The 26,090-nt window shown below is 46.5% G+C and carries 12 protein-coding genes; 3 read left to right on the top strand and 9 right to left on the bottom strand.

The window, feature by feature from the left end; all coding sequences use genetic code 11:
• The 9 genes from ACU52_RS04625 to ACU52_RS04585 form a co-directional block, all read right to left on the bottom strand.
• The coding region (locus tag ACU52_RS04625) for a carboxypeptidase-like regulatory domain-containing protein (protein WP_147630770.1) at window positions 1–567 on the bottom strand (567 nt) is incomplete at its 3' end.
• Between the two features lie 1,990 nt (window positions 568–2,557).
• Window positions 2,558–4,369 (bottom strand): endo-1,4-beta-xylanase, encoded by a 1,812-nt coding sequence (locus ACU52_RS04620; protein ID WP_021854992.1) that lies wholly within the window; start codon window positions 4,367–4,369, stop codon window positions 2,558–2,560.
• Between the two features lie 77 nt (window positions 4,370–4,446).
• A complete protein-coding gene (locus ACU52_RS04615; protein WP_021854991.1) occupies window positions 4,447–5,841 on the bottom strand; it encodes a glycan-binding surface protein in 1,395 nt (464 codons plus the stop codon).
• Window positions 5,842–5,878: 37 nt separating this feature from the next.
• Window positions 5,879–7,591 carry a RagB/SusD family nutrient uptake outer membrane protein gene (locus ACU52_RS04610; protein WP_053397927.1) on the bottom strand — a complete coding sequence of 571 codons (1,713 nt, stop codon included), beginning with the start codon at window positions 7,589–7,591 and terminating at the stop codon, window positions 5,879–5,881.
• Between the two features lie 51 nt (window positions 7,592–7,642).
• Window positions 7,643–10,807 carry a SusC/RagA family TonB-linked outer membrane protein gene (locus ACU52_RS04605; RefSeq protein WP_053397926.1) on the bottom strand — a complete coding sequence of 1,055 codons (3,165 nt, stop codon included), beginning with the start codon at window positions 10,805–10,807 and terminating at the stop codon, window positions 7,643–7,645.
• A gap of 1,040 nt (window positions 10,808–11,847) precedes the next feature.
• Window positions 11,848–13,572, bottom strand: a complete 1,725-nt coding sequence (locus ACU52_RS04600) for a GH35 family beta-galactosidase (protein ID WP_053397929.1) — start codon at window positions 13,570–13,572, stop codon at window positions 11,848–11,850.
• A 57-nt stretch (window positions 13,573–13,629) separates the two neighbouring features.
• Entirely contained in the window at window positions 13,630–15,561 is a 1,932-nt protein-coding gene (locus ACU52_RS04595) for an alpha-glucuronidase (RefSeq protein WP_053397925.1), read from the bottom strand.
• Window positions 15,558–19,469, bottom strand: a complete 3,912-nt coding sequence (locus ACU52_RS04590) for a two-component regulator propeller domain-containing protein (RefSeq protein WP_053397924.1) — start codon at window positions 19,467–19,469, stop codon at window positions 15,558–15,560. The genes ACU52_RS04595 and ACU52_RS04590 overlap by 4 nt, the downstream gene beginning before the upstream one ends.
• 82 nt (window positions 19,470–19,551) lie before the next feature.
• Complete coding sequence (locus ACU52_RS04585) at window positions 19,552–22,065, bottom strand: glycosyl hydrolase 115 family protein (protein ID WP_053397923.1); 2,514 nt, start codon at window positions 22,063–22,065, stop codon at window positions 19,552–19,554.
• Window positions 22,066–22,306: 241 nt separating this feature from the next.
• On the opposite strand from ACU52_RS04585, the gene ACU52_RS04580 reads away from it, so the two are divergent.
• From ACU52_RS04580 to ACU52_RS04570, 3 genes are read left to right on the top strand one after another with little or no spacing between them, the layout of a single operon-like run.
• A complete protein-coding gene (locus ACU52_RS04580; RefSeq protein ID WP_053397922.1) occupies window positions 22,307–23,488 on the top strand; it encodes an SGNH/GDSL hydrolase family protein in 1,182 nt (393 codons plus the stop codon).
• A gap of 45 nt (window positions 23,489–23,533) precedes the next feature.
• Entirely contained in the window at window positions 23,534–24,955 is a 1,422-nt protein-coding gene (locus ACU52_RS04575; RefSeq protein WP_021853755.1) for an MFS transporter, read from the top strand.
• Window positions 24,956–24,962: 7 nt separating this feature from the next.
• Complete coding sequence (locus ACU52_RS04570) at window positions 24,963–26,084, top strand: endo-1,4-beta-xylanase (RefSeq protein WP_053397921.1); 1,122 nt, start codon at window positions 24,963–24,965, stop codon at window positions 26,082–26,084.
• Window positions 26,085–26,090: the final 6 nt, after the last annotated feature.

Raw genomic sequence — 26,090 nt, 5'->3', positions numbered from 1 at the left:
ACGGATCTGCATTTCAGCACCAGGCTTTGAAGATGTCTGTGTCATGAGCACACCGGCAACACGTCCCTGCAGGGCCTGTGCGGCGTTGGTGGCTGCAATCTGGTTGAGCTCGTCGCCGCTTACGTTGGCAACAGAACCTGTTACGGCCTCACGTCTCTGTGTACCGTAACCGATAACCACAACCTCGTTGAGCGAGTGTTTCTCTTCTTCGAGTACGATGGTCAGTTTCGACTTGTTGTTGATTTTTACGTCCTGTGTGATATATCCGATGTATGACACTTCAAGAACGTCGTTTGGACCGGCAGAAATCTTGAAGTTACCGTCAATGTCGGCTACAACACCTGTTGACGTGCCTTTAATCTTGATGGTTGCTCCAACCAACGGACCTGTAGCATCGCTTACGTTACCTGTTACAGTAATTTTCTGTTGTACGGCCATGGCTGTGTTAGCCCCGGCATTCTCTGGAGGTGTTGCAAGTGATACCGCAAAAGCATTGGAAGCTGTGCAGGCTATTCCGAGTGCCAACACGATTCCTCTTAGATTTTGTCTAGATTTAAAGTAATCCATAGTCTTTTGAGTTATCAAAGTTAAACATTAATTTAAAGTATTATTTTTTTAAGTTTTCAGAATTATGTTTCTTCTACATTATTATATATTGGTTTTCTTTTCCTTCTTTTTATGGCCGGCTGTATGCCTTGTGCCATGACATTTGTGTCTCATTAATATTTGTTTCAAGCATTCCGGCTTTGTTTTTTATGGTATTTTTGTTACGTGGCGATGTAAGTTTTTTTATAGTATTTTTTATAAAGTTTTCTACGTCGCAAAAATATAAATTAATATTTATAAATGTATTTCTTAATGTTTCATCAACGTTTCTTAATGTTTCATCCGCGTTTTTTTACGTCTCATATAAGTAAAAAGAGCCTATATTTAGACGTTTTACACGGTTTGTGGCACGTTTCTTCTGTTAAAATGGTCTGAATATTTATATTTTATGGTTTTTGTATCAAAAATCATAGTACAAAGGTTTTTGATGCATGCAAGGTTTTTCGGTGTGTATGTTTTGATGTTTCAGCCTGATTTTCGTGCGAATTAAGTTTTTAGTGAAAAAATATTTAATGTGTTTTTATCCTTAGTTTTATATTTTGTTCTAAGTCTGTCATGTTTTTTCTGAAATTGTAACATATTTTTTTAAATATTTGAGCGCTATATTTCTGATTTTTGCCATTGCCGTTTTCTCAACGGCATACTTCTTTCATGTTTTTGCGGCATGCTTTTGCTGTCGGAATGTTTTTAGTGAAAACAGATTTTTATTTACATCAGTTGGGTTATGGGCATACGGTATATCGGTCAGTCTTTGCCGGTTTGCCTTGTACATGTTTTCATGTTGTATTTATCACCAATAGGTGATGCTGCTGCGTATGTTTTAATCTTAAAGTAGACTTAATTTTTCTGCTGTCATATTGTTTTTCTGTTGCTGTATTGCTGCCTGCTTTTTTTGACAAGTTAGCTAATTTTACAAGAAGGCAAATGGTAGTCAGCTCAGTATAAGACAATCTTTTGATGAATCCTGACGGCAGATAGGAGCGTTGTCATGCATTTTACATTTAATGTCTGTCTGCTGTGGCTTATTAAGGGCGTGTATGCTTATTCTTGCTTTGCTGTTTGCAGTATTGTCTGGCTGCATATATTTTGTTCTTGAAAATAATGGATGACATACAGACACGCTGTAAGAATTTTTCGCAAAATCCGAACGGTTAACGCTTTCAGAATGGCGGTGCTCATCATGAAACCGGATTTTTGACCATAGATGGCACAAAATTTAGCGTTTTGTGTAAGTGGTTGATATTATGTGCTTTAGTGCCATTTTGGCTTTGCTGTGTATGTGTTAAATAATATTACTATGCCGTTTACGGGTCAAAAGTGGCATGTTTTTTACTTAAAAGTGATGCTTTTTTGCTTCAAAACCGGTGCTTTTAGCATGGCAAAACCATTGTTTTTGCATGTTTTATGTGTGCATATTGTGAATAATAGTTAATAGAATGGTGGATTCTATTGCTTCTGTTTAACTTATATTATATGTTGGCTTTCTGTAATGAAAAAATCTAATGTCCTGATTTTTTACCGTCTTCAACGCCTGTTTTTATTCTTGTCCTGACGTCATGATCTATCCATGTTTTGCCTTGTGTTGCTTTGATTGTTGCAGGCTTTTTACCAGTGAATCATGATGAACGGATGGGGGAGGGCGGGCATTGTTAAGAATGCCAGGTGGCGTGATGCTGGCGCAAGGCAAAAAGACTGTGCCGTGTCATGATGTGGCTACATGGCCGGCAGAATGAAGACAGGTGGCCGATAGGGCGTAGTGCGCCTGATGCGAGCCTGATTTAGCCCTTTCTCTTGTCTATGGCAAATGGTCATACGGGCATGATTCCGGCTAGCAGAAAGCCTCAAATGGTATATCTTTGTACGGTTGGCGGCAGCGTATATAAAAATAATAAGGTGCACGGCCGATAGCCTATGCACCTTATTGATAAGATAAATCGCTGTATCAGAATTATTATTTTCCGTTCATCCACATGTCTCCTGTGAAGTCCTCGCTTATGTCCTTGCCTGCTATACCGTCGCATACACCCTTGTAGGCTGTCTTGCGGGCATAGTTCTTGTCAAAGATGTTTGGTGCGTCGTCAGGATACCAGTAAGTGTGCTCGTCGGCAGCATCAGAGAGAGTCCACAGTGTTATTCCGCCCTGCTGTGCCTCAGGTATGTTTGCCTTGTATGATTCGATGATCATCTGATATACGTCCGACTGTGTCTGCAGGTCGTCGGCTGTAGGCGATGTCGTGCCGATTCTTACGTCGAGCTCGCTTATCCTTATCAGTTTGCCTGTAGCAGCAAGCGTCTGGAACATTGCGTCAATCTGCTCCTTGGTTATCGACTTGCCGTCTACGTGCATCTGTGTGCCGATACCGTCAACCTTTACGCTTCCGTTCTCGTCGATGTATTTTACGAAGTTGATGAGCTCTGCCAGTTTTGCCGGACTTGTCTCCAGGTTGTAGTCGTTTACATAGAGTTTGGCGTTTGGAGCGTATTTGCGTGCAAGTTCGAATGCCTTTGTAGCATATTCCTTGCCGATGTAGTAGCCCCAGTAGAAGTGGCCTGACTCCCAGTTGAGGTTGAAGCCGCTTTCAGGATCTTCAACAGGCTCGCTGTCGCCTTCGCTGAAGTTGCCATCTATGCCGCGCCATTTAGGTGTGCCGTCGGTTATAGGCTCGTTTATCACGTCCCATCCGCTTATTCTGTTGCCCAGATGTTCTGCCATGCCCTTAATCCAGCTCTCCATAGCTCCGAGCAGGGCTGCCTTCTTCTCTTCAGGTGTCTTGAACTTGTAGGTTACAGACGAAGCCTTTGCAGGGCCGCGCTTAGCTGATGCAGATCCGCCTATTTCCTCGCCGAACTCAACGTCGTCGATGTAGTAGGTTCCTGCCACCTTGCCGAAGTTGATGAGCACTCGGTTCAGGTTGTCCTTTGTGCAGGTATAGTCATACTCACATGTTGTCCATTCTGTGCCTACGCTGAATGAGTGGTATCCCTCGCCAGAGTAGTCGCTGCTGTTCTGTGTGGCAAACTGCAGTGTGCCGGCAGGTGTGCTGGCCTTAGCCTTAAATCTTATGATGTATTTCTTTCCTGCTACGAGCGGGTCGGTCAGGTCGTAAGCCAGCTGTGCCGAATAGTCGTCGGCATCGCTTGGGTTAACCATTACGAGTCCGTAGCTTCCGTCATATCCTGCACCTTCCTGCACCTCTGTTGTAGAGCTGTTGCCCCAGCTGCTCCAGTGGTCTTTTGTGCCGCTCTCGAAGTCGCCGTTCTGAATGACGTTGGCGATGTCGCTTCCCGGAGTAACCTCCACCGTAGGTGCGATGAGCGATTTCAGATATGTCTGGTTCTGCTGAGTGTGCCATATAAAGTTGTGGCCGTATATGTCTATGTCTGAAGGCACCTTTGCCAGGAATGCGTCTATCGTGGTGAATTTAAGGCTACCGTCGTTCTGAACAACTGAGCCGTGCTTCATGGCATTTCCTGTAACAAACTGCTGGAAGTTGTCGTTACATCTGTTCACATAGGCTGTGTCGTCAGAGATATATTTGTCTGCTCCGAGTCCCAGGCCGAGCTTTACGTTAGGCATATACTGTGCCATGTAGGCCTTGATGTTGTCGTAGTTGGCAATCTTCTCCTGGAGTGAGAGTGGAATCTCGTCTGATACAACCGGATAATGTCCGTCCGGCGTGTGCCAGTCCATCTTCTCGTCGTAGCATCCTGTGAGGAGTAACGGGGCTGCCAGCACCGGTATGATTATTTTATTCAGTTTCATGATATTACTTTTTTGTTGTTTTGTTTTTTTATTCTGCTCCGGTGTGTTTGTTCGCACCGGAGCAGGCGGTGTATTGTTTATTCTTCTTCGTCGGGGAAGTCTGATATTACTTCGCTCTTGCAGGGCACTACACGCCAGTTGTCGATGTAGATGTGCTGCTTGAAGATTGTGGCTGTTACGCTAAGACCGTCGAACACGAAGTCGGTGTTGACAAAGCCCATTCCGAAGTTGCGGTATGTGGCTGCGTTGCGGTCTTCAACAACTTCTCTGAATGTGGGCGACTTGCCTTCTTCAATCTCGCTTGCATATTTCTTGAACTCGCTGAATGGTATTGTAACAGTCTGCCATCCGGCTGTCTTGAACGGAATGGCCTTGCCGTCCTGTATCCAGGGGCAGTAGAAAGCTGTCTGCTTGCCGTCGGCATCATCGTCAGAACCTATACCGCCGAAGTTGAAGTTGTTCATGAGGCAGAGCTGTATGTGGCCTGTGCCTACCCATGCTTCAGGAACGTAGATGTCAAACTGGAAGGCTACGTCGGTGAGCAGTGTTGTGTCGGGTATTACAGAGTACATGCGGCTCCAGTCGTCCATCGGGTCGTCGTTGCCGGCTGTCCAGCATTCTGTTGCGCGGCTCTTGCCGGCTGCGATGCCGTTGCTCAGCAGACGTGAGGGCACAAAGTCGATCACCTTGCCGCGGCCGCTGTTGAGCGGGTCGTCAACCACGTCTTCGCTTCCGAGCATGCTGCCTGTCTCGCTCCAGCTCCAGAAGCCCTGGCTGCCTTCGCCGTCGAAGTTGAGCACCATACACTTGTCGTTGTTGAAGTATTCTGCCGACTTGGCTGTTCCGTTGGCACACTCTATTGTTATGGCGCCGTAGCCCTGAATGCTGTGAGGCATTACGAATGAGAACCATTCGCCGTCTTCATCTTCAGGAGCATTGGTTATTGCGTTTCCTGTTATCTCTGTTCCGTCGGGCAGTGTAACCTTTGAAGTCTCCTGAAGGTTGGCTCCGTACACTGTAACCGTCTCGCCCGGCATAGGCAGCGTGTTGTCGATGCTGGTTATCGAGGGAGATGCGGCACGTATTGTGAAGGTGTAGACATATTCAGTGCCTCTCTTCACGAAGCGTATCGTGTTGCGCACGCTGTCTGGAGCGTCTGATACGGGAGTGTCTGTGTCGATGCTCAGTATCAGGTTGTTGTCTGTAACGTAGGCATTGTTGAAGTAAGTGTCAAAGCCGTTGATGTATACCTTCTGCATGCCTCTGAATCCAGAACCTGATATGCGTATGGTCTGGCCAAGGCGGGCAAATTCTACGGGGCGGTCTTTTACCGTGGCTTCGGCATCTTCAAGATATACTTGCAGCACGCTTATAGGTGCGCTGTCTATCGCATCGTCGTCATCGTTGCATGATACCAGTCCGGCTGTAACGAATGCGAGGCATAAAAGCCATATATTTTTAAACATTTTCATAATGAAATTCCGTTTTTATTTTGTTTTGCTGATAATTTTAGTTGAACAGGCTTTCTTCTGAAACCTCACGCTCTCCGAACTCATAAGGAACGGTCTGTATGTTGCCGTTGGCGTCGCTCTTGAGATACGGGTTGCGGTTCTGGTCGGTGTCAGAGTAGGGCAGCAGCAGGTTCTTCTCTGTTGCTGTTGCAACACCCTTGCCCGGAGCTACATAGTCTTCGCTGAGCTTGTATTCATGAGTAGAACTGTCGTAATAAGATGCGTTGCGGTTCTGGTTGTTCACGTAGTTTACAACCTCCTGCTGCTTGTAGTATGCACGTCTTACGAGGTCGTACCAGTACTGTCCTTCAAAGGCCAGCTCCATGCGGCGCTCGTGGCGCAGGTCTTCATATGTGAGCGAAGTCTTGGCGTTGAGTCCGGCACGCTTGCGCACTTCGTTGAAGTAATAGAGCGCTGTTGCGTCTGTTGTAGATGCGTTGTTGCCCAGAATAGCTTCGGCAAGGTTGAGGTATACCTCAGCCAGGCGCAGCATGTGGGTGTTGATGCCTGAGCTCTGCTTGTAGCTTACGCCGTTGTCGTCGTGTGTGCCTACAACATACTTTTTGATGTTTGCACCCTGAGAACCGGCATTCTCGGTTACTCCGTAGGTGTAGCCGCCGCCCTTTGTGTACATGTCGGGATAATATTCGCCGTACCATGCAACGCTCTCATGCTTGCGCAGGTCGTTGTTCTCATATTCGGTGAAGAGGTCGTAAGAAGCGTATGTGGCACCTCCCCAGTTGGTTCCGTCTGTAACCATTGTTGACCATCCGAAGTAAGCGGTGATTGTCTGGTTGCATCCCCATCCGATAGCGTCGGTTGAGCCTTGGTTCCACTGCAGCTGGAACATGTCTTCCTGGCAGTTGTTGTTCTCAATCTTGAACAAGTCGCCGTAGTTTGTCATCAGCTTGAAGTCAGACTCGTTGATAACCTTCATTGCGGCCTTGCGCGCAAGTTCAAGATAATAGGTGTTGCGTGTTCCGCGGTTAAAGTCGGTAGCCACGTTGTTGCCGTCATACTGTCCTTCTGTGGTCAGACCGGCCATTGACAGATATACTCTTGACAGCATGCCGTATGCGCTGTATTTGTTGATACGTCCGCTCTCAGGAGATGTTGCGGGCAGGTAGGCAGCTGCATATTCGAGGTCGCGTATTGCAAACTCCATAACGTCAGCTCTCGGGTTTGCCGGTACAACATAGTTGTTTACGAGGTCGCTTGTCCTGGTGTATATTATGGCATTTCCCCAAAGAGATGCGATATACCAGTAGGCCACGCCTCTCATGAATCTTGCCTCAGCCACGCCTCTTGTCTTGGCTTCCTCGCTTACAGCAGAGGTAGAGTAGGTGAGGATGTTGTTTATTGTGTTGTTTGACTGTGCAACTACAGAGTAAAGAGAGCCCCATGCGTCAGACAATCCCGGGCTTAACGATGTCTCGTTGAAGTTGGTGTACGGGTAGATATAGTCTGAATACTGAGCCGTAAGGTTGTTGGCACGTCCGTCGCCCATGCCGTAGTAGGCCTTGTCGTTGAAGCTCTGCCATACATAGTTGTAAAGCGGATACATGGCCTTGTCGATAGCTTCGTCGCTGTCGAAGAATGTTTCCTGGTTAGGGCTCGTCGTATTTTTCTGGTCAAGGAAGTCGTCGCTGCATGATGTCAGTGCTATTCCGGCTGTCAGGAGCGAGCCTACTAAGAATATTTTTGTTTTCATTTTCTTTCTTGTTAAAATTGTTACTTTCTTTCGCAAATACATTTGTGATTATCAGAATGAGATGTTCAGACCGAAGGTGTAGATGCGCGGTGAAGGATAGCGGCCGTAGTCGAGGCCGGTCAGAAGTGCATCGCCGTACATTGATCCTACTTCAGGGTCGTAGCCGCTGTAGTTGGTCCATGTGTAAACATTCTGCAGGTTCATGTATACCTTGACATTTTCGAGCTTGAGCTTTCTTACGAATGACTTCGGAAGCGTGTAGCCCAGCGAAATGTTCTGCAGACGAATGTAAGAGCCGTCCTCAACATAGAGGTCGCTTACACGGTTGTTGGCATTTGTTGTAGATGCGCTCAGACGCGGCAGGCGTGAGCTCGGGTTGGTGACGTAGAGGTTGCGGAAGTCGTCGTCGGGCAGGTTGGGGTCGATGACGCCAATCTGTGCGTAGTCGGCTGCGCTCTTCAGCAGGTTGCTGTTTACTCTTACGTCCTCGATGTCGCGGCGTGTATAGTTCAGAATGTCGTTGCCGTAGCTGCCGCTGAAGAATATGGTGAGGTCGAAGCCTTTGTAAGAGAATGTGTTGCCGATACCGTAAGTGAAGTCAGGCTGCGGGTCGCCGATGAACGTACAGTCGCTGTTGTTTATCACGCCGTCGCCGTTGATGTCTTCAAATATATAGTCGCCAATCCATGTCTTGTCTTCTCCGATAGAGCTTCCTTCTGGCAGTGCCACCGGCTTGACGTTGCCGTCCTTGTCTTTATAGTAGAAGTCTTCTGCCTTCTCGAAGCGTCCGATAACCTTGTAGCCCCAGAACTGTCCTACAGGCTTACCTTCAACAGTTCTTGTAACAGTGTTGTTCTCGCTTCCTGTCATGAATGTCTTGTCGATGGTTGCACTTTCTGTGTCGAGCTTGAGCACCTTGTTGCGGTTGAGTGAGAACACGAAGTTGCTGCGCCACTGGAATCCGCCTTTGTCAATGTTTACAGTGTTCAATGTCATTTCGATACCGGTGTTGCGCAGAGAACCTACGTTCTTCCATGGGTTAGAAGCTGCGCCCTGTCCGTATGATCCGAGGTACTCAGGCAGAGGAATCTGCAGCAGCAGGTCCTTGGTCTTCTTGTAGTACCAGTCGAAGATAAACTCGATGCGGTTGTCAAAGAGGTTGAGGTCGAGTCCTACGTTATATGATGTTGTAGTCTCCCATTTCAGGTCTGGGTTAGCTGTGTTGGCTGTAAGCACACCAGTTCCCCATGGCGTGGTCTTTGAAGACAGCAGAGCCATGTAAGCCCAGTCTGATACGTTCTGGTTACCTGTAGAACCCCAGCCGAGGCGGAGTTTGAGGTTGTTGATAACGTCGCTTGTGCCGGCCATGAACTTCTCGTTAGAAACTCGCCATGCAAGTGCTGCTGACGGGAACCATCCCCAGCGGTTGTTCTTTGCGAAGTGAGAACTACCGTCGCGACGCAGTGTCGCTGTGATGAGGTAGCGGTCGTCGTATGAATAGAATGCACGTCCGAAGTAAGAGAACAGAGAGTTGTCGTTCTGTGTACCTGTACCTGTTGAGGCTGTTATGTCACCTGCCGACGGGTCGTGGGCGCTGTTTGTCAGGAAGCCTGTAGCCGTGCTCACCTGTGTCTCCCAGTGAGAGTTGCTCATTTCCTGACCGAGCATAACGTTGATGCTGTGAACCTTGTTGAAGGTGTTCTGATAAGTAAGGATGTTTCTCCATGACCAGTATTTGGTGTCTGTCTTTGTCCATTTACCGGTACGTGTAGAGTTTGTCAGGGCACCGAACTCATAGTCGGGCTCATAATAATAGAACTTGTTGAGATTATAGTCTGTTGAAAGCTCTGTCTTGAAGGTGAGGCCCTTCATCAGGGTTGCCTCGAGGCTTCCGTTTATACGGAAATTCATCTTCTTGTTGTAGTTCTCTCTGATAGATGCTATGGCCACGGCATTTACAGGCATGTAAACGTCGTCCGGACCGTCGAAGCTTCCGTCAGGGCTGGTAACAGCTACTGAAGGCTGCTGGAGCAGGGCATTCATGATGACGTTGTTGTCGGCACCTACTTCCTGCTTTGAGTCAGTCAGTGAGAAGCTCAGGCTGGCCTTGAGCCATTTCTTCACCTGTGCGTCAGTGTTGCCGCGCAGAGTAAGACGCTTGAAGCCTGAACCTATGGCTATACCGTCCTGGTTCATATATCCTCCGCTTATTGCGTATGTTGCGTTCTGTGTTCCGCCAGTAACAGATATGTTGTGGCTTGTCATCAGAGCGTTGCGGAACAGGGCGTCCTGCCAGTCGGTTCCTTCGCCAAGAGCGTCGGGATTTACGAATGCGTCGTTATATTCAACGATGCCCTCTTCGGCGCGTGCGTTGTGATGTATGGCATACTCACGCAGGTTCATCATGTCGAGCTTCTTTGCCATTTCCTGCCAGCCGATGTATCCGTCGTAGGTTATAGTGGCTTCGCCAGACTTACCTCTCTTTGTGGTAATCATGATGACACCGTTAGACGCTCTTGCACCATAGATGGCTGTTGCAGAGGCATCCTTGAGCACATCCATTGACACGATGTCGCTCGGGTTGATGCTGGCAAGCGGGTTGTTACTTGACAAGGGGTCGTTGCTGTCTGCTCCCTGTGCGTCAACCACAACACCGTCGATGACGAATATAGGCTGGTTGGTCGCATTAAGAGAGTTGACACCACGTATGCGGATACTTGTATTGGCACCAGGAGTACCTGAGTTTGCCTGAATCTGCACACCTGCAGCACGTCCCTGCAGCACCTGGTCGATACTTGTAGACACGGTCTGCTCTATGGCCTTGTCGTTGATTGACACCATTGAACCTGTTACGTCTGATCTCTTCATCGTTCCGTAACCGATGGCCACAACCTCGTCAAGCATCTTTGAGTCTGGTTCGAGCTTTACGTTTACTTCTTTCTGATTTGTAACCTTTACCTCCTTGTCGGCATATCCGAGGTAGGTGAACGTTACGACTGATCCGGGACTTACCTTTAATGTGTATTTTCCGTCAAGGTCAGTTATTGCACCTGTGGTCGACCCCTTAACCTTTACTGTTGCTCCGATGATAGGGCCGTCGTCATCGGTAACAAGACCCGTGATGGTTACTGTGTTCTGTGCAAATGCCCAAATAGGGAAAATGCTCATCAGAATCAGTAAGCCCAGAGTCTTACATGCTTCTTTTGCGCGTTTCATGATTAATTGTTTAAAATTGTTTGAATTTGGTAAAGTTTTCAACGCCACAAAAGTATGAATTTATGTTTAAAAGTGTATTAATTAATGTTTCAGCAACGTTTCTTAATGTTGCAGACGTGCTGATTTGTATCGTTTTAGCGGCTTTTTACTCTCTTTTTTGTGTTTTCTTGTTAATAATATGATTTTTTATCTATTTTTCATGTAGGCTGGTCATATTTTATAGTTATATGATTTTGACCGTTGTTTACGCATGCTGATTGTTTCTATATGTTAAAATATTTTTTGCGGCAGCCATGTTTTTTTGCCGTTTTCCGGTTATTGTGTGTTCTGTCTATGCTGTGCTTTGTAACATGAAATATCTAGGGACGCACGTTTTTCTATTGCCTTTTTTGAGTAAAACCGCATGCCTCTTATGCTTTTACGCCTGCCGTTGTCAGGCTCATGTCCATGCCTGCATGGTTGTGTTTTTACGTTTTGTTCATGCTTATTCCTGCATGCAATAATGACAACTCTTTATTTTGAATGACAAAACTCTATGGTTTTTGCGTAAAAAAGCGGTCACTTTTGCATCAAAAGTGGCCCGTTTACGACACGTAAACCGGCCACTAACAGTTCGAAACATAACAATTGTTGTTTGGTTAATAATTTTCTTGCAGAATAACGCTGAATATTTAAAATGTAACAGAAATAGGTGTAAATGGTTATAATTTTTACGCCTGTTTTTAGATGCCGCCCGAAAAAGCCTTTTATCCGCCTGTGCAGTGATTACGCAACAGCATTGAATTGCTGCATCAGTCAGGTTAGAGTTGAAAGTAAGGGGTATAATATAATAAGGTGTACGGGGCAATCGTCTGACGGAGCATGACCGATAGGGCATAAAAAAATACTCTATATTCGCCCTTCAGGATATCCTTATGGCGTATATAGAGTATTTTTCTGTCGGCCGCTAGCAGGCCTTATTTTTATTGTGAAGCCTTAACCTTCTTTGTCTGACGGCAGACTTTTCTGCCTTTTTTAAATTTGCTTGGCTGTTCCCCTTGTCAATACTTATACAGCTTGACGTGCAGAATCTTATATTCGCCTACAGATATGCGGGCGTGGCGTCCCTGATGACTTTGGTCACCGTTTTCTCTTCTTAGATATTTCAGCGTTCCGTCTTTGTTTATTGCCACCTCATCCACGTAGCCTATGCCTGCACGCATTCCTTTAAATTTAGGCTGCGCTTCGTTCTGTGTGCCCGTGTTTTTGCCATTCTGGGCAAATCCGTCTTCGCCAAGTATCTTTTTTTCTTCTTGTTCCTTCTCGCTGTTGGTCGCAAATTCTACAACGATGCCGTTGCCGGCTATGATGTAGTCCATGTCTGCCAGCTTTATTATAATGCCTCCGCCTTCGGGCCATTCAGAGCCGTCGGTGGCGCGAGGATCCCATGGCAGTGTGAAGTTGTGGCGGCATGTCAGCGTGATGTCGCCGTCTACGATGACGCGTTCGCGGTCGTTGCCGTCAAAGAGCAGTCCGTGTGTCAGGCCCTTGCCCTGATATTTCAGCAGCAGCGGCGACAGCTCTTCCAGCATGGCGTAGCTCTCCTTTATGCTCTTGTGGTCGTCGGCAGAGCCGTGGTCTATGTCGAACGGTGAGAAGCCTATGGCGTCGTGCTCGCCAAAGGCGTACAGCGCACGCACACCACTGTTGCGGCAGAAGCGCGACTCGGGTATGAACAGCGGATTTTCGGGCTGCTTGTACTGGTCGGCCCAGCTCTTGAAGCCTGTGTCGTAGATGTCAGGAGCAAGGATGTCTATGCTGGGTGCGGCGCAGTGCCACAGGTCTACAAGGTGTGCAAGTGGCCCAGCCGACGGATATTCGCCCGGCTTGCGTCCGCGGCTGTTGAGCGCGGCGTTTACATAGAGGGGCATGTCGCAGATGCGGCGGGCCTCGAGAGCCAGCTGTTCAACATATTTTGCATGATAGTAGGCCATAAACACCTCGTCGGCATATATGTCCGTGCCAAACACCTGTGCCCATGTGGCGCCTTTCTTCAGCCTGTTGTTTATAGCGTTGTGGCTGTCTTTTGTCCATTTCTCTGAGCCTGTGAGCATTTTCAGCAGGTGAGGGTGCAGCTTTTTCCCGTTGCTCCTTATATATTTTATAAGGTCTTCGGGCACGGCAGAGCTGAAAGCCTTTTGGGCTTTGTCCGAGTAGTCGCGTGCGTCCTCGAGCATGCCGATTTCGTTTTCAATCTGCATCATTATTACCGTGTTTCGGCTGCTGTCGGCCTCAGATATGAATTTCATCAATTTGCTGAAGGCGTTTTTGTCTGCCTGCAGTATATTGTCTGAGAATGCGCTGGCAATTTCAAGAGGCTTTCCGCGGCGTGTCATTGCGCGCGGATATTTCCTGGTGTTTTCCTTGAACCATAGCGGTGCATAGCAGCTCATGGAGTTTTTCCATGCTCCAAACCACAGGAATATTACTTTCAGGTCGTTTTTGCGTGCCTGTTCTATGACTGTCTTCGGCAGCGAGAAGTCAAACTTGCCTTCCTCCGGTTCGATGAGGTCCCATTGTGCCGGCACAAGCACCGTGTTGAGTCCGCGTTCCTTGCATGTGCGCATCACGCTTATTATGTCTGCCTCGCACGTAGCGGCCGAGTTGCTCAGCTCTCCGCACAGCAGGAGCATGGGCTTTCCGCCTACTGTTATCTGTGTGGCAGTGCCCTGTTTCTGCAGCTTTGCCTGTGCATGGGCTTCGCTGCCGCAGAGCATGACCATCATGGCCGACAGGGCTGCGGTGCCTGCCAGATAAGTTATTTTGTTCATCGTATGTGCTTGCTATTTTGTTATTTCCTGTCTTGAGAATGTCTGAAAATATTTAAGGCACGTGTCGCGCCATTCTTCGGCGTTCTCTACCTGTTCGGCCATTCTTTGGCTTACTTCCATAAAGCGCTGTCTGTCTACATACGGCTCCATCTTGCTCCAAGTTTCGGCAAATCTCTTTGCCTCGGCCACGCCGCGGTTGTAGTGGGCGCAGAGGCTCTGCCATAGCGTCGTGCCGTCTTTCATCTTGTGATTCCAGCTTACGTGGTGGAACCACAGCAGATATTCCTCGGGACAGGTATTGATGTCGTTGTATATGCTGTCGAACGGATGGCGATACTGGCTTACGGCCTTTGTGCCGTTCATTGTGCGGTCGAAGCCGATGCCGGTGCTGTCGGCCTTATGATAGTATACGGGGCACCATTCTATCGGATATTTTGGATAGAAGCCCTGTGGCTCAGGACCATAGTGGTGGTCGGCCTTGAATATGTGGTGCAGTCCGAGCGGCATCATATAGTCTACACAGGCTTCGCGGCTGCTCATCATAACTTCCTTCATCGGGTTGATGAAAGCTGTGTCGTGTGTGAAAGTCTGTTTGAGCCATTCGTCTGCAATCTGTTCTGACGACAGGGTAGGGTCCCATGCCAGTCGGCCAAAGGCATACCAGTTGGCCTGTGAGAAATGGTGGCCGCACCAGTTGGCGTCATCGCCCGTGTTGGCCACTCCTGCAATGCCGATAAGCTGTTTGGGGTTTACAAAGCTGAAAAACTCTTTCCACATCGGTGCCAGGTATACAAGGTGGCGGCTCTGTCCGAGATATTCCTGCGTAATCTGCAGCTCTGCCATCATCGGTGTATGCTTAATCTGGTCGAACAGAGGAGCATAAGGCTCGCGCGGCTGGAAGTCGAGCGGACCGTTCTTTGTTTGCAGAATAACGTTGCTGTTGAACTTTCCGTCGAGGTCTTCAAACTCTGTAACGGCCTGCATTACGCGGTCTTCGCCCTCATGATTGCCGTAAACGAAGCTGCGCCATATGACCAGTCCGCCGTGCGGGGCAAGAGCTTCTGCAAGCATGTTGGCTCCCTCGGCATGTGTGCGGTGATAATCGCCGGGGCCGGGCTGTCCTTCTGAGTTTGCCTTTACGAGGAAACCGCCGAAGTCGGGTATCTCCTTATATATTTCGTTTACCTTGTTTTTCCACCATGTGCGCACGCCTTCGTTGAGCGGGTCGGCTGTCTTCAGTCCGCCCTCAGCCATTGGCGACGCAAAGTTCACCGAGAGATAAACCTTTATTCCGTAGTCGCGGAACATATCTGCCAGCACCTTTACCTTTTTTATATATAAGGTGTTGAGCATCTTGGGCGAAGCGTTCACGTTGTTTATCACCGAGCCGTTGATGCCTATCGACGCGTTTGCGCGGCAATAGGTTGTGAGGCGTTCTTTCAGGGCAAGGCTCATCGTGCCTTTGTCGCCGTTGATTTCGTCCCACTTCCATATGCTCAGGCCCGCATATCCTCGCTCTACAGACCTGTCAAGATTGTCCCAATGGTTGAGTATGCGGTATTTTACGGCAGGATTTTCCTTTATGTTGATGTTGTCAACAGGCATACCGCTGTCCTGCAGGCGCAGCAGTTCGTAGGCTCCGTAGAGCAGTCCGCAGCTGTTTTTCGCCTTTATTGTTATGTGGCCGTTGCTCTTGTCGGTTGTTATCTCGAAGCCTTCTTCGCCGGTTGCCGTCTTGTCCTTTATCAGGCTTACCGGTTTTCCGTGCCAGTATGTGGCAAGTTCTCTTGTGGCTATTTTAGCCGTGTTCGACTTGTCTTTAGTCGTGATTTCACACAGGTCGCTGTTGCGCTGGCTTCTCAGCCAAAGGCGTGAGCCGTCTTCTGCATATGCAACGCATGTGATTGCCGCCATTAGCAGGGCGGTTAAAAATGTCTTTTTCATGATTCCTGTTTTTGCTCTGTATTTTCGTTATGCTCTTTTTTAGCGTATTCAGTAGGCGACATGCCGTAGCGTTTCCTGAACACGGTAGAGAAGTGGGTCTGGTTGTTGAAGCCTACGGCATAGGCCACCTGCGTGACGTTTATCTTCTGCTCCCTTATCAGTCGTGCAGCCTGTTCCAGTCTCAGATTACGGATAAACTCGCCGGTTGATATTCCGGTTATTTCCTTCATCTTGCGGTGCAGCTGTGCGCGGCTTATGCCAACGTCTTCAGCAAGACTCTCAACGTTGAAGTCGGGGTCGGATATATGCTCGTTTATCGACTTCATGATGCGGTTCATCAGCTGGTCGTTGTTGCCCTTCACCTCTATCTGTTCAATCTTGTCCTTCTGTTCCTGTGCGCCCGAATATTTTCCGCGCAGCCTTCTTACGTTGCTGATAAGATTGTCTGTAAGTATGTGCAGCTCAGACATGTTGAACGGCTTTGCCAGGAAGGCGTCTGCGCCTTTCTTGAAGCTTTCGAGCCTGTCGGCAACGTCAGATTTTGAAGTTAGCAATATCACGGGGATGTCGTTTATGCGGCTGTTGGTCTTTATCTTCTTCAGCAGCGTTACTCCGTCCATCTCCGGCATCATGATGTCTGAGACAACGATGTCGTAATGTTCTTTCAGCAGGGCGTCAAGGGCTTCAACGCCGTTGGGGAACGTGTCTACCTTGTACCATTCGCTCATCTCATTCTTTATGTACTGCCTCATTTCCGCATCGTCGTCCACCACCATCATCCTGCAGTTGGTGTATGTGGGCTTCTTAGACAGCATGCTGTTTGAGTTGTCGTCTTCAGGCGAAATTATCTCTTCGGGCTTCAGATGGCTGTTGCCTTTGGGTATGCTTATCGTTATCTGTGCGCCCTGCACGTTGTCTGTGCGGTTGGCTGCCTTAATCGTGCCTCCGTGCATTTCGGTTAGCGTGCGGCTCAGGTTGAGTCCTATGCCGGTGCCTTCAAGGCTGATGCCGCGGCTGTTTGGTTCCTGATAGAAACGCTCAAACAGCTTGTCGGTGTTCTTGTTCTTGAAACCCATGCCTGTGTCGAGCACGTCTATTGTTATGTGCTGTTCGTCTTCTTTCAGACGTATGGTTATGCTTCCGCCGTCGGGCGTGAACTTGAAGGCGTTCGACAACAGGTTAGATATAATCTTGTCGAAGTTTATCTTGTCTATCCACGCATAGCATGAGCCTGCCTCATGTTCGAAGTTGAATATGATGTTGTGCTGGTCGGCATTATATCTGAACCTTGCGCAAACATCATTTATATATGTTGCCATTTCCGTCTTTTCGCAGTGCAGGTGCATCTGTTTCTTGTCAATCTTTCTGATGTCAAGAATCTGGTTGACAAGCAGCAGAAGCCGCTGTGCGTTGCGGTCGATGGTCTTTATGTCGTTCAGGCTTTCGGCATCGGTCAGTCTCGACTTCAGCTTGTTGAGAGGGCCGAGGATAAGTGTCAGCGGCGACCTGATGTCGTGGGTCGCATTGATGAGGAACCGCATCTTGGTCTCCTCTAATTCTTCGTTCTTGCGGCGCTTGTAGTTTCTTGCGTATAGGTAGATGCCTGTGGCTATTACCATTATGTATATAATCCATGCCAGCGTTGACGCATACCAGGGCGACAGCACTTTTATGGTTACTTTCTTAGTGCTCTTAGATACAGCACCGTTGGCTGTAGCCCTTACCTCAATCTCGTATTTTCCCGGTTTTAGTTTGTTGAATGATATTGCGTTTGTGCCTTCCGGTATGGAAATCCAGTTCTCATTGTCGTTAATCTTATATTGGAATGTAATTTCATCAGTATATTTGAAATTGAGCAATGAGAACTCTAAAGAAAATGTATTTTCATCATACGGTACAACAAATTTATCAGAAAAACAGCTCATCTCCTTGCCGTCGAGGATAAAGTTTGTCAGATAAATCTGCCCAAGCTCCATCTTTGTGTTCTTGATGTCTTTCGGGTAAAATACGGTTATGCCGTCGTCGATGCCGAATACAATTCTGTCATCGCTGAAATGTGCTGCGGCTCCACCGATGTATTCCTTCGTGGCAAGTCCGTTTCCGCGTATATGGCTGATAAATGTCTTTTGTTTATGGTTATACTGCCAAATGCCCATGGCGGTGCTCATCCATATGTCGTTGTTATGGTCGAACACTATGCTGTATATAAAATTGTTCTGGAGCTGTTTTGGAGAGTTTGGAAATGTGTAAAGTGTATGTTTCTTCTTGTTGTAAACATATAATCCAGTATTTGTGCCAAGTAAGATTTTACCGTCTGCCGTTTCGTTGACAGACAGGCATTGTATATTCTTGAAACGTTTGTCTTTTATAACATTAAAGTTAAACGATTTAGTATCCATTACGGATATTCCATTTGTCGTTCCAATCCATAGAAGTCCATCTCTGTCAATATACAGCGTTTTTATCCAGTCGTTGCACAGCACACCTTTACCCTTGTCTTTATCTCTCATGCTGAATTGTATTGTCGAACAGTTTTGAGTGTTATAGACACAGAGACCTTTACTGTAGTTGCATATATAGAGGATGCCTTTTCCGTCGTCTGTGATATAGTTTAGTCCCCATCCGTCGTATTTTGCTTTCTGATGATATTCTCCGGTATAAGGGTTATATGAGTAAAGTGTGGTTTCGCTGCATAGCCAATAGTTTCCTTGCTTGTCCTTGTATATGGTGTTTGCTCCTGCCGGCGATGTTGGATGAGATGTTATGTTGCCATTTTTATCAAATTTATAAACACCGGTTTTCTGTATTGTTACAAAGATGTCGCCATTGTGTCCGGGGGCAATGGACGATACGCTGCTTCCTAACAAGTAGTTGTGTTGTGAGAAAGTCCAGCTGTTAAAGGCATCTTTCTTTTGTGAAATCATGTAAATACCTTTCTTATAGCAGCTTATCCATATGTTTTTGTCTTTGTCTTCATACATGTTGTTTACATTTGCTGTAGACAAGTCAAATGTCGAATTTTTATCTTTATACGAAATAAGTTTACGGCTGTTTCGGGGTATTATCATCATACCTTTGCCTGATGTACCGATCAGGATATTTCCATTGCTGTCTAATATTGCTTTTCGGATAGAGACAGTCCTGTTAAGTTCACTCATATCGAAACCGGCATCATGTATGGTTCCGTCTTTATATCGATATTCAAGTATGCCATACATGCATACGATATAAAAACTTTTAGCGCCATTCTTTATAAAGCTAATAGCAGGACCATGGCTAAGTTTAAAATCTTTGAATTGTACAGGAACTTTTTCTTTGTTCAGAATAATTCTTGTTATTATTGGCAGATGACTGTTTTGCCATATGTTACCCATGTCATCTTCGAATATTCTGCTTTTATAGTCGTCATTATGACTTTTCCAAAAAGAATTATCCTTAATGATTTTATCTGTGCCTTTGGATATTTTATATAATCCGTATCCGGCAGTGGCAATGAGAATGTCGCCATTGCTCATTTCGAGAATTGTTTCTATTCTTGGTGTGTTGCCGTCTGGACAATGATATCTTTTAAAATCGTTGGTCTTGTAGTTGTATTTCATCAAGCCTTTCTCGCTTCCAATCCAAAATTGCCCTTTTTTATCAACTAAGAAAGATGTTATGTCATTGCTGATTATAGACGTACTGTCGTTGATGTCTGTGAGGTAATGTGTAAATCTGTAACCGTCGAATTTGTTAAGCCCATATTCTGTTCCTATCCATATAAATCCATATTTATCCTGAATTATACATGTTGTCTTGTTACTGGCCAGGCGTTCAGACGTATAAAGGTGTGAACCGCTGTCGGCTATTGCCAACAACGATACACACAAATATATAATAAAGTAAATAGCAAGTTTAAAGTTTTTCATATCCGTTTGTTGTATAACTACAAAAATAACGAAAAAATCTTAACCGCCCAATTGTTTTATGTTTTATTTGCCTTTATTATGATTACATCGTCCTGAACTTCTCAGATTCTTTCATGTGCAGATATGAATTTTTGTATCCGCCCATGTCTATAACGATTTTTTCAAACACGATGCCCGGATCGTTGGGCGTTATCTTTATTTCATGCATGTTGTCGCTTGTTTTTCCGAGCGGCAGTGTTATTACGCTCTCAACAACTCTGCGGGCAACAGTGGGGTAGTAGACCGTATAGATGTTCTCCGGACTTTCGTTCAGATCCTTGTTGAAGTTTATTGTTTTGGCTTTGCTGCCGTCAATACTGATGTTATAGGTCACTCCGCCTTTATTGAGGAAGTCGAGAGTTGATTTCACTACGACATATACCTTAACATCGCCAGTGTATTTACCGTCTGTAACGAATCTGTATGTCAGTCCGGCGCCTTCAACCTCCTTGTTGTATGGTCTTAATGATATTCCGCTCAGAGTCCTGCCCATAAATGGAATTACCGTCCACTTGGCATCTTTGGCATCAGTCTTGCTGTAAAAATGTTCTGCCTCTATGGCTGCATAGCCGTTGCTTGCCTTGTGTATGAAGCCGCCTTCGGCGTCATTCTCTGCTATTCTGAACACTTCGGGCAAAATGTCTTTCTCAAAATCGTCGTTCCAGCTGGTGTAGCCAATGTGCTTCTGGATCATCATGCCGTTCCACTTTCCGCCGGCAATCTCATGATTATATTGCGCGCACAATACAGAGTCGCGTCTGAAGGCTTCTTCCACTTTGTCGGCCCATTTATTTGCATCAGGGTCGTTGTTTTTGTATAGCTTGTGGTTCATGGCCTGTGCGAAATACATCTGGTAAAGGTTGCCCATGGCCTGTATGGGGAACAGGATTATCTCGCGGTATGTGTCCTTATATTCATCTTTCAGTGTGATAAACTGTCGTAGTGCTTCTGCTTCCAGTTTCATATAGTCGTTGACAACCTTTTCCCATTCGCCGGTTTCAAGGTTATATGTGTTGCGGTCAAGCATTTCTGCCGTGATTCTTCCGTTGTACTTGCAGCAGAGGTTAAGCAGGCGTGCGGCTTCTTCTGCCTGTTCGTCGCCAAACTGCTGTTTACAGAAGTCGAGGGTGTGGTCGGTTATGTTGGTTTCGTTATATCTCTTTGGATTCCATGCCATGTCGAGGAACAGGCTGATAGGATATTCCATAGGTTTCAAGTCGCCTACGTTTAATATCCAGATGCGGTCAATGCCGTATTCTGAGGCCAGCGAGAGCTGTTCCCACATATTCTGTGTGGGTGTTACGTTTATCCATTTTGAATTTCTCGGTGCGCCAACGTAATCAACGTGGTAATACAGACCCCAGCCTCCGGCACGTTTTGCTTCTTTTGCGTTTGGCACGCGTCTTACGTTGCCCCAGTTGTCGTCACACAGCAGTATGGTAACGTCGTCCGGCACCTTCATGCCTTTGTCGTAATAGTCCATAACCTCTTTATACAATGCCCACATCTGTGGGGTCTTGTCTGCCCGCTGCTTCGTAACGTCACTGATTATCTGTCTTTGATTGCGTATTATCTTTTCGAGCAGTGCTACGTCAGACTCCTCGCTCATTGCCTCGTCACCGTCGCCTCTCATGCCGATGGTTACAATGTCTTCTGTACCCTGTCGTCTTTCAATTCCTTCCTTAAAGAATTTGTCAAGTACTTCCTGATTTGTGTTATAGTTCCACTTTCCGTATTTGTCACGGTTACGTGCCCATTCCTGATGGTTGCGTGCCATAGGTTCATGGTGCGATGTGCCTATAATCACTCCCATCTCGTCTGCAGTCTTGCTGTTAAGCTCATCGTCAGCGTAGAAGGCCCATCCCCACATGGCCGGCCATAGCAGGTTACCTTTCAGACGGAGTATAAGTTCGAACACTTTTGCATAAAACTCGTGGTTGCCGTATTCTGTGCCAAAGGTGTTCTTCACCCATGTTGTGAGGCATGGAGCTTCATCGTTGAGAAAAATTCCACGGTATCTTACGGCCGGTTCACCGTCCGTATAGACACCTTTTTTTATATATATATGTTTGTGCTGTTCGATAGGAGTGTCTGCCCAATAGTACCATGGCGAGACGCCAATCTGTTTTGACAGTTCATAAATTCCGTATATCGTACCTCTTCTGTCGCTGCCGGCAATCACCAGCTGGCCGTTGTCGATGGTGATGACATACATCTCTCGTTTTCCCTTCAGCTGCTTCATGTCGTTCTTGCGCTGTTTCATTATTTTGTCTATGGCAGCAGAGTGGCCTATTGTGCCTACAATGATTTTTGCGTTGTTGCTGCTTGTGCTGATCTTTACGTCTGCTCCGCAAACTTTGTTGATGTCAGTTGACATGTTGCGTACAGCCGTCATCACACCCTTACAGTCGTTTTGGTCAACAAATATAGTCACTTCATTGTTCTGGTTCAGCAGCATGTCGCCTGCCGAAAAACTGATAAAGCTATTTGCACTAAAAGCTTTTAATGATGCAAAAAAGATAAAGAATACAAATGCTGTAACTACTTTATTTTTCATATTACTAAGGTTTTTTATGCAAAAATACTTACGTAAATATAAAAAACCTAATTTATTTGTTGTAAATAGTTGCCGATGATACGAATTGAAACGCAATGGTAACGAAAATAATCCCCATTTAGAAAACAATGGAGTATTTTTGCAATTGATAAATAATTTTGATTTTGTATAAGCCTGACTGATGTCTGCTTTTTCATCAAGGCTGTGACACCGACGGCTTGTTTCTTTAATATTTAATAACATGAAAAAGTTTTTTATTGTTGCTCTGTTGAGCATTGCAATGAGTGCCAATGCCGGTAATGATGTTAAGGATAACCGGTGGACCGGCACATGGGCAGCGGCACCTCAGCTTGCTGCCGGAAAGGATATGCCTGCCGAGACCGACTTGTCGGGCATGTCGTTGCGTCAGATTGTGCGTGTTTCGGTTGGTGGAGATGTCTTGAGGCTTCAACTTTCAAACGAATACAGCAAGACGCCTGTTGAAATCAAGTCGGTTTACATCGCAGATGCAGAAGATTCGTGTGTTATCGACAAGAGTTCTGCAAAGTATCTTACTTTTGGCAAGAAACGCAATGTTACCATTGCAGCCGGCAAGGCTGTAATGTCTGATGCAGTTAAGTTTGACCTTAAACCGCTGCAGCGCCTTGCCATAACAATAAATTATGGCAGCACGCCTTCAGAAGCCACATCACATCTCGGTTCGCGTACAACGTCATATATTATTAAAGGTGTGTCAAAGCCCGGCAGCGATTTCTCAAAAGGAATAAAGGTAGACCACTGGTACAATATTTCAGCAATAGATATTTGCGGAAATGAAAATAGTGCAGTGGCCGTGTTGGGTAACTCGATAACAGACGGTAGAGGAAGTACTACAAATATGCAGAACCGTTGGACAGACATCCTGGCTACAAACCTGCAGGCCGGCGGACAGAACCTGGCTGTGCTTAACCTCGGAATTGGCGGTAACTGCGTGTTGAACGGTGGACTCGGTACGCCTGCCATGCAGCGCTATGACAGGGATATCCTGGCACAGAGAGGCGTTTCGGCTGTGGTGATTTTTGAGGGTGTCAACGACTTGGGTTCTATCAACGGCAACAGTGAGGCTATGGCAGCCAAGCTTATTGAGGCTTATCAGCAGCTTGCCAAGAAGGCACGCGAACGTGGATATAAGGTATATGGAGCAACGATAACTCCTTTTGCCGGACATTCTTATTTTACATTCTTCCGTGAGGCTGCACGACAGGCAGTGAACGAGTGGATAAGAACGAGCGGAACGTTTGATGACGTGATAGACTTTGACAAGCTTATGCGCGATCCTTCAGAGCCTTCAAAGCTAAAGGCTGATTTGCAGGACGACTGGCTGCATCCTAATGCCGCAGGATATAAGGTTATGGGTGAGTATGCCGCAAAAATAATAAAATAGCATAATTGGTTTACCTTAGTTACAAAACAAATTTAAATTAAAAAGATGAGTTCAAACACGATGGAAAACGCAGCCTCGAGAGGCTTTTACAAGCTGTCGTGGCTTCAGCGAATAGGTTTCGGATCAGGTGATTTGGCCCAAAACCTTATTTATCAGACCATATCGATGTATCTGCTTATGTTTTATACAAACGTATATGGCCTCGACCCTTCTGCTGCTGCATTTATGTTCCTGATTGTCAGGGTGGTGGATGTTATCTGGGACCCTGTTGTAGGAACCTATGTCGATAAGCATAATCCAAGGTTTGGCAAGTACAGGTCTTACCTTTTGCTGGCCGGCGTGCCGCTTACGGGCTTCGCCATATTATGTTTCTGGGATGGCTTCTCCGGGTCTTTGCTTTATGCATACATCACTTATGTGGGCATGTCTATGCTATACACTCTGATAAATGTGCCTTATGGAGCGCTTAATGCGTCGCTGACCCGCGATACTGAGGAGATAACCGTGCTTACGTCTGTAAGAATGTTCCTTGCAAACGTCGGCGGACTTGCCGTTGCATATGGCATACCTATGATTGTGGCAACATTATCGCCCGACGGCAAGATAAATACCGTTGAATCAGCCAATGCCTGGTTCGTAACAATGGCCATCTATGCTGTGGCCGGTCTTGTGTTGTTGCTGTTCTGCTTCACTCAGACAAAGGAACGTGTGGTTATGGATAAGAGTGAGACCGACGACGTTAAGGTGAGCGACCTTTGGGTTGAGTTCCGCCGCAACCGTCCGTTGCGCATTCTTGCCTTCTTCTTTGTAACGGCTTTCGCCATGATGGCAATAGGCAACTCTGCCGGTTCTTATTACATGATTTACAACATACACTCTTCAGCCGACCAACTGGCTTACTTCATGGCTCTTGGTTCAGTTCCGGCATTTATTTTCATGCCTATGGTTCCGGCCATCAAGCGCAAGGTTGGCAAGCGTGGCATGTTCAACATTTTCTTGTCTGTTGCCATTCTCGGTATGATACTTATTTATATTATCTCAATGGTGCCGTCGCTCCGTTCACAGATATGGCTGGTGTATCTTGCACAGTTTATCAAGTCTACCGGAGTTATCGTTGCCACGGGATATATGTGGGCGCTCGTTCCTGAGGTTATTTCTTATGGCGAATACACTCATGGCAAGCGTATTTCAGGCATCGTAAACGCCCTTACCGGTATATTCTATAAAGCCGGTATGGCTCTCGGAGGCGTTGTTCCCGGCCTTATTCTGGCTTTTGTCGGTTTCGACAAGAACAATTCTGTTTCGCAGACTGCTTTTGCAGAGCAGGGTATTCTTTGGCTTGTAGCTGTCATTCCGGCCTTGCTGTTAGGCCTTTCAATGTTCATAATTTCAAAATATGAGCTTACAGACGAGGTTATTGATAAGATAAACATGGAAATAGAAAAACGTTCAACTGAAAAAGCTTAATATAAAAATGAAACGAAATGTAGTATTTTTGCTAGCATGTATGTTCGCTATGGCAAGTGTATTGCCCGTTTCTGCCGGAAACACCAAGACTCTTAAAGATGTGTTGGGACGTTACTTCCTGGTCGGAGCGGCCATGAATGTTGACCAGATATGGAACAGGACGCCGGATGAAACAAACGTCGTTAAGAATAACTTTAACTCTATTGTGGCAGAAAACTGTATGAAAGGGGAGGAGATTCATCCTGAAGAAAACCGTTTCTTCTGGGACGATGCCGACCGCTTTGTAAAATTCGGTCAGGACAACGGTCTCGCCATTATCGGTCATTGCCTTGTATGGCATTCTCAGCCTCCTGTATGGATGTTTACCGACGAGCGTGGCGACACCGTTTCACGCGATGTACTCATCGACCGTATGCACGGTCATATTTCAGCAGTTGTAGGCCGTTACAAGGGACGTATCTTGGGATGGGATGTTGTAAATGAGATATTTAACGATGACGGCACCTTCCGTAATTCTCCATATTATCGCATAATAGGTCCTGAATTTGTTGAACTTGCATTTAAGTTTGCCCACGAGGCCGATCCAAATGCGGAACTCTATATCAACGACTATTCGCTGGCAAAGCCAGCAAAGCGCGACGCTGTTTGCCGTATTGTCAGAGAGCTGAAGTCGAAAGGCTACCGCGTTGACGGTATCGGAATGCAGTCGCACAACGGACTCGAATATCCCGATCTTGATGAATACGAGAAGTCGATAGATGCCTTTGCTGCCTGTGGCGTTAAGGTGATGATTACTGAGCTTGATGTAAATGTCCTGCCAAATCCTGAAAAGTTTGGCGGAGCTGAGATAAGCCAGAACTTCAAGTATGCTGATGCACTGAATCCGTATAAGAACGGACTTCCCGAGGCAGTTGAAAAAGAGTTTGAAAAGCGTTATCTCGACATTTTCAATATCTACTATCGCCATCGCGGACAAATCTCGCGCGTCACACTGTGGGGTGTTACAGACACACGTTCATGGCTTAACGATTTCCCCGTTCCCGGACGTGTAAACTATCCGCTGCTCTTCGACCGCAGCAATAAGCCTAAGCCGGTGGTCGACAAGATTATAAAGATCTTTGAGAAATAAGTTCAA

The organism is Xylanibacter rarus (genome assembly GCF_001275135.1).
In the GTDB taxonomy this organism is placed as follows: domain Bacteria; phylum Bacteroidota; class Bacteroidia; order Bacteroidales; family Bacteroidaceae; genus Prevotella; species Prevotella rara.
The sequence above is the reverse complement of the archived record's forward strand: the minus strand, read 5'-3'. Positions and strand labels throughout refer to the sequence as shown.

Excerpts from the sequence above, each read along its gene's own strand:
- ACU52_RS04615 (WP_021854991.1), bottom strand. The coding sequence starts at position 5,841 with ATGAAAATGTTTAAAAATATATGGCTTTTATGCCTCGCATTCGTTACA.
- ACU52_RS04600 (WP_053397929.1), bottom strand. The coding sequence starts at position 13,572 with ATGATGGTCATGCTCTGCGGCAGCGAAGCCCATGCACAGGCAAAGCTG.
- ACU52_RS04610 (WP_053397927.1), bottom strand. The coding sequence starts at position 7,591 with ATGAAAACAAAAATATTCTTAGTAGGCTCGCTCCTGACAGCCGGAATA.
- ACU52_RS04570 (WP_053397921.1), top strand. The coding sequence starts at position 24,963 with ATGAAACGAAATGTAGTATTTTTGCTAGCATGTATGTTCGCTATGGCA.
- ACU52_RS04580 (WP_053397922.1), top strand. The coding sequence starts at position 22,307 with ATGAAAAAGTTTTTTATTGTTGCTCTGTTGAGCATTGCAATGAGTGCC.
- ACU52_RS04590 (WP_053397924.1), bottom strand. The coding sequence starts at position 19,469 with ATGAAAAACTTTAAACTTGCTATTTACTTTATTATATATTTGTGTGTA.
- ACU52_RS04605 (WP_053397926.1), bottom strand. The coding sequence starts at position 10,807 with ATGAAACGCGCAAAAGAAGCATGTAAGACTCTGGGCTTACTGATTCTG.
- ACU52_RS04620 (WP_021854992.1), bottom strand. The coding sequence starts at position 4,369 with ATGAAACTGAATAAAATAATCATACCGGTGCTGGCAGCCCCGTTACTC.
- ACU52_RS04595 (WP_053397925.1), bottom strand. The coding sequence starts at position 15,561 with ATGAAAAAGACATTTTTAACCGCCCTGCTAATGGCGGCAATCACATGC.
- ACU52_RS04585 (WP_053397923.1), bottom strand. The coding sequence starts at position 22,065 with ATGAAAAATAAAGTAGTTACAGCATTTGTATTCTTTATCTTTTTTGCA.
- ACU52_RS04575 (WP_021853755.1), top strand. The coding sequence starts at position 23,534 with ATGAGTTCAAACACGATGGAAAACGCAGCCTCGAGAGGCTTTTACAAG.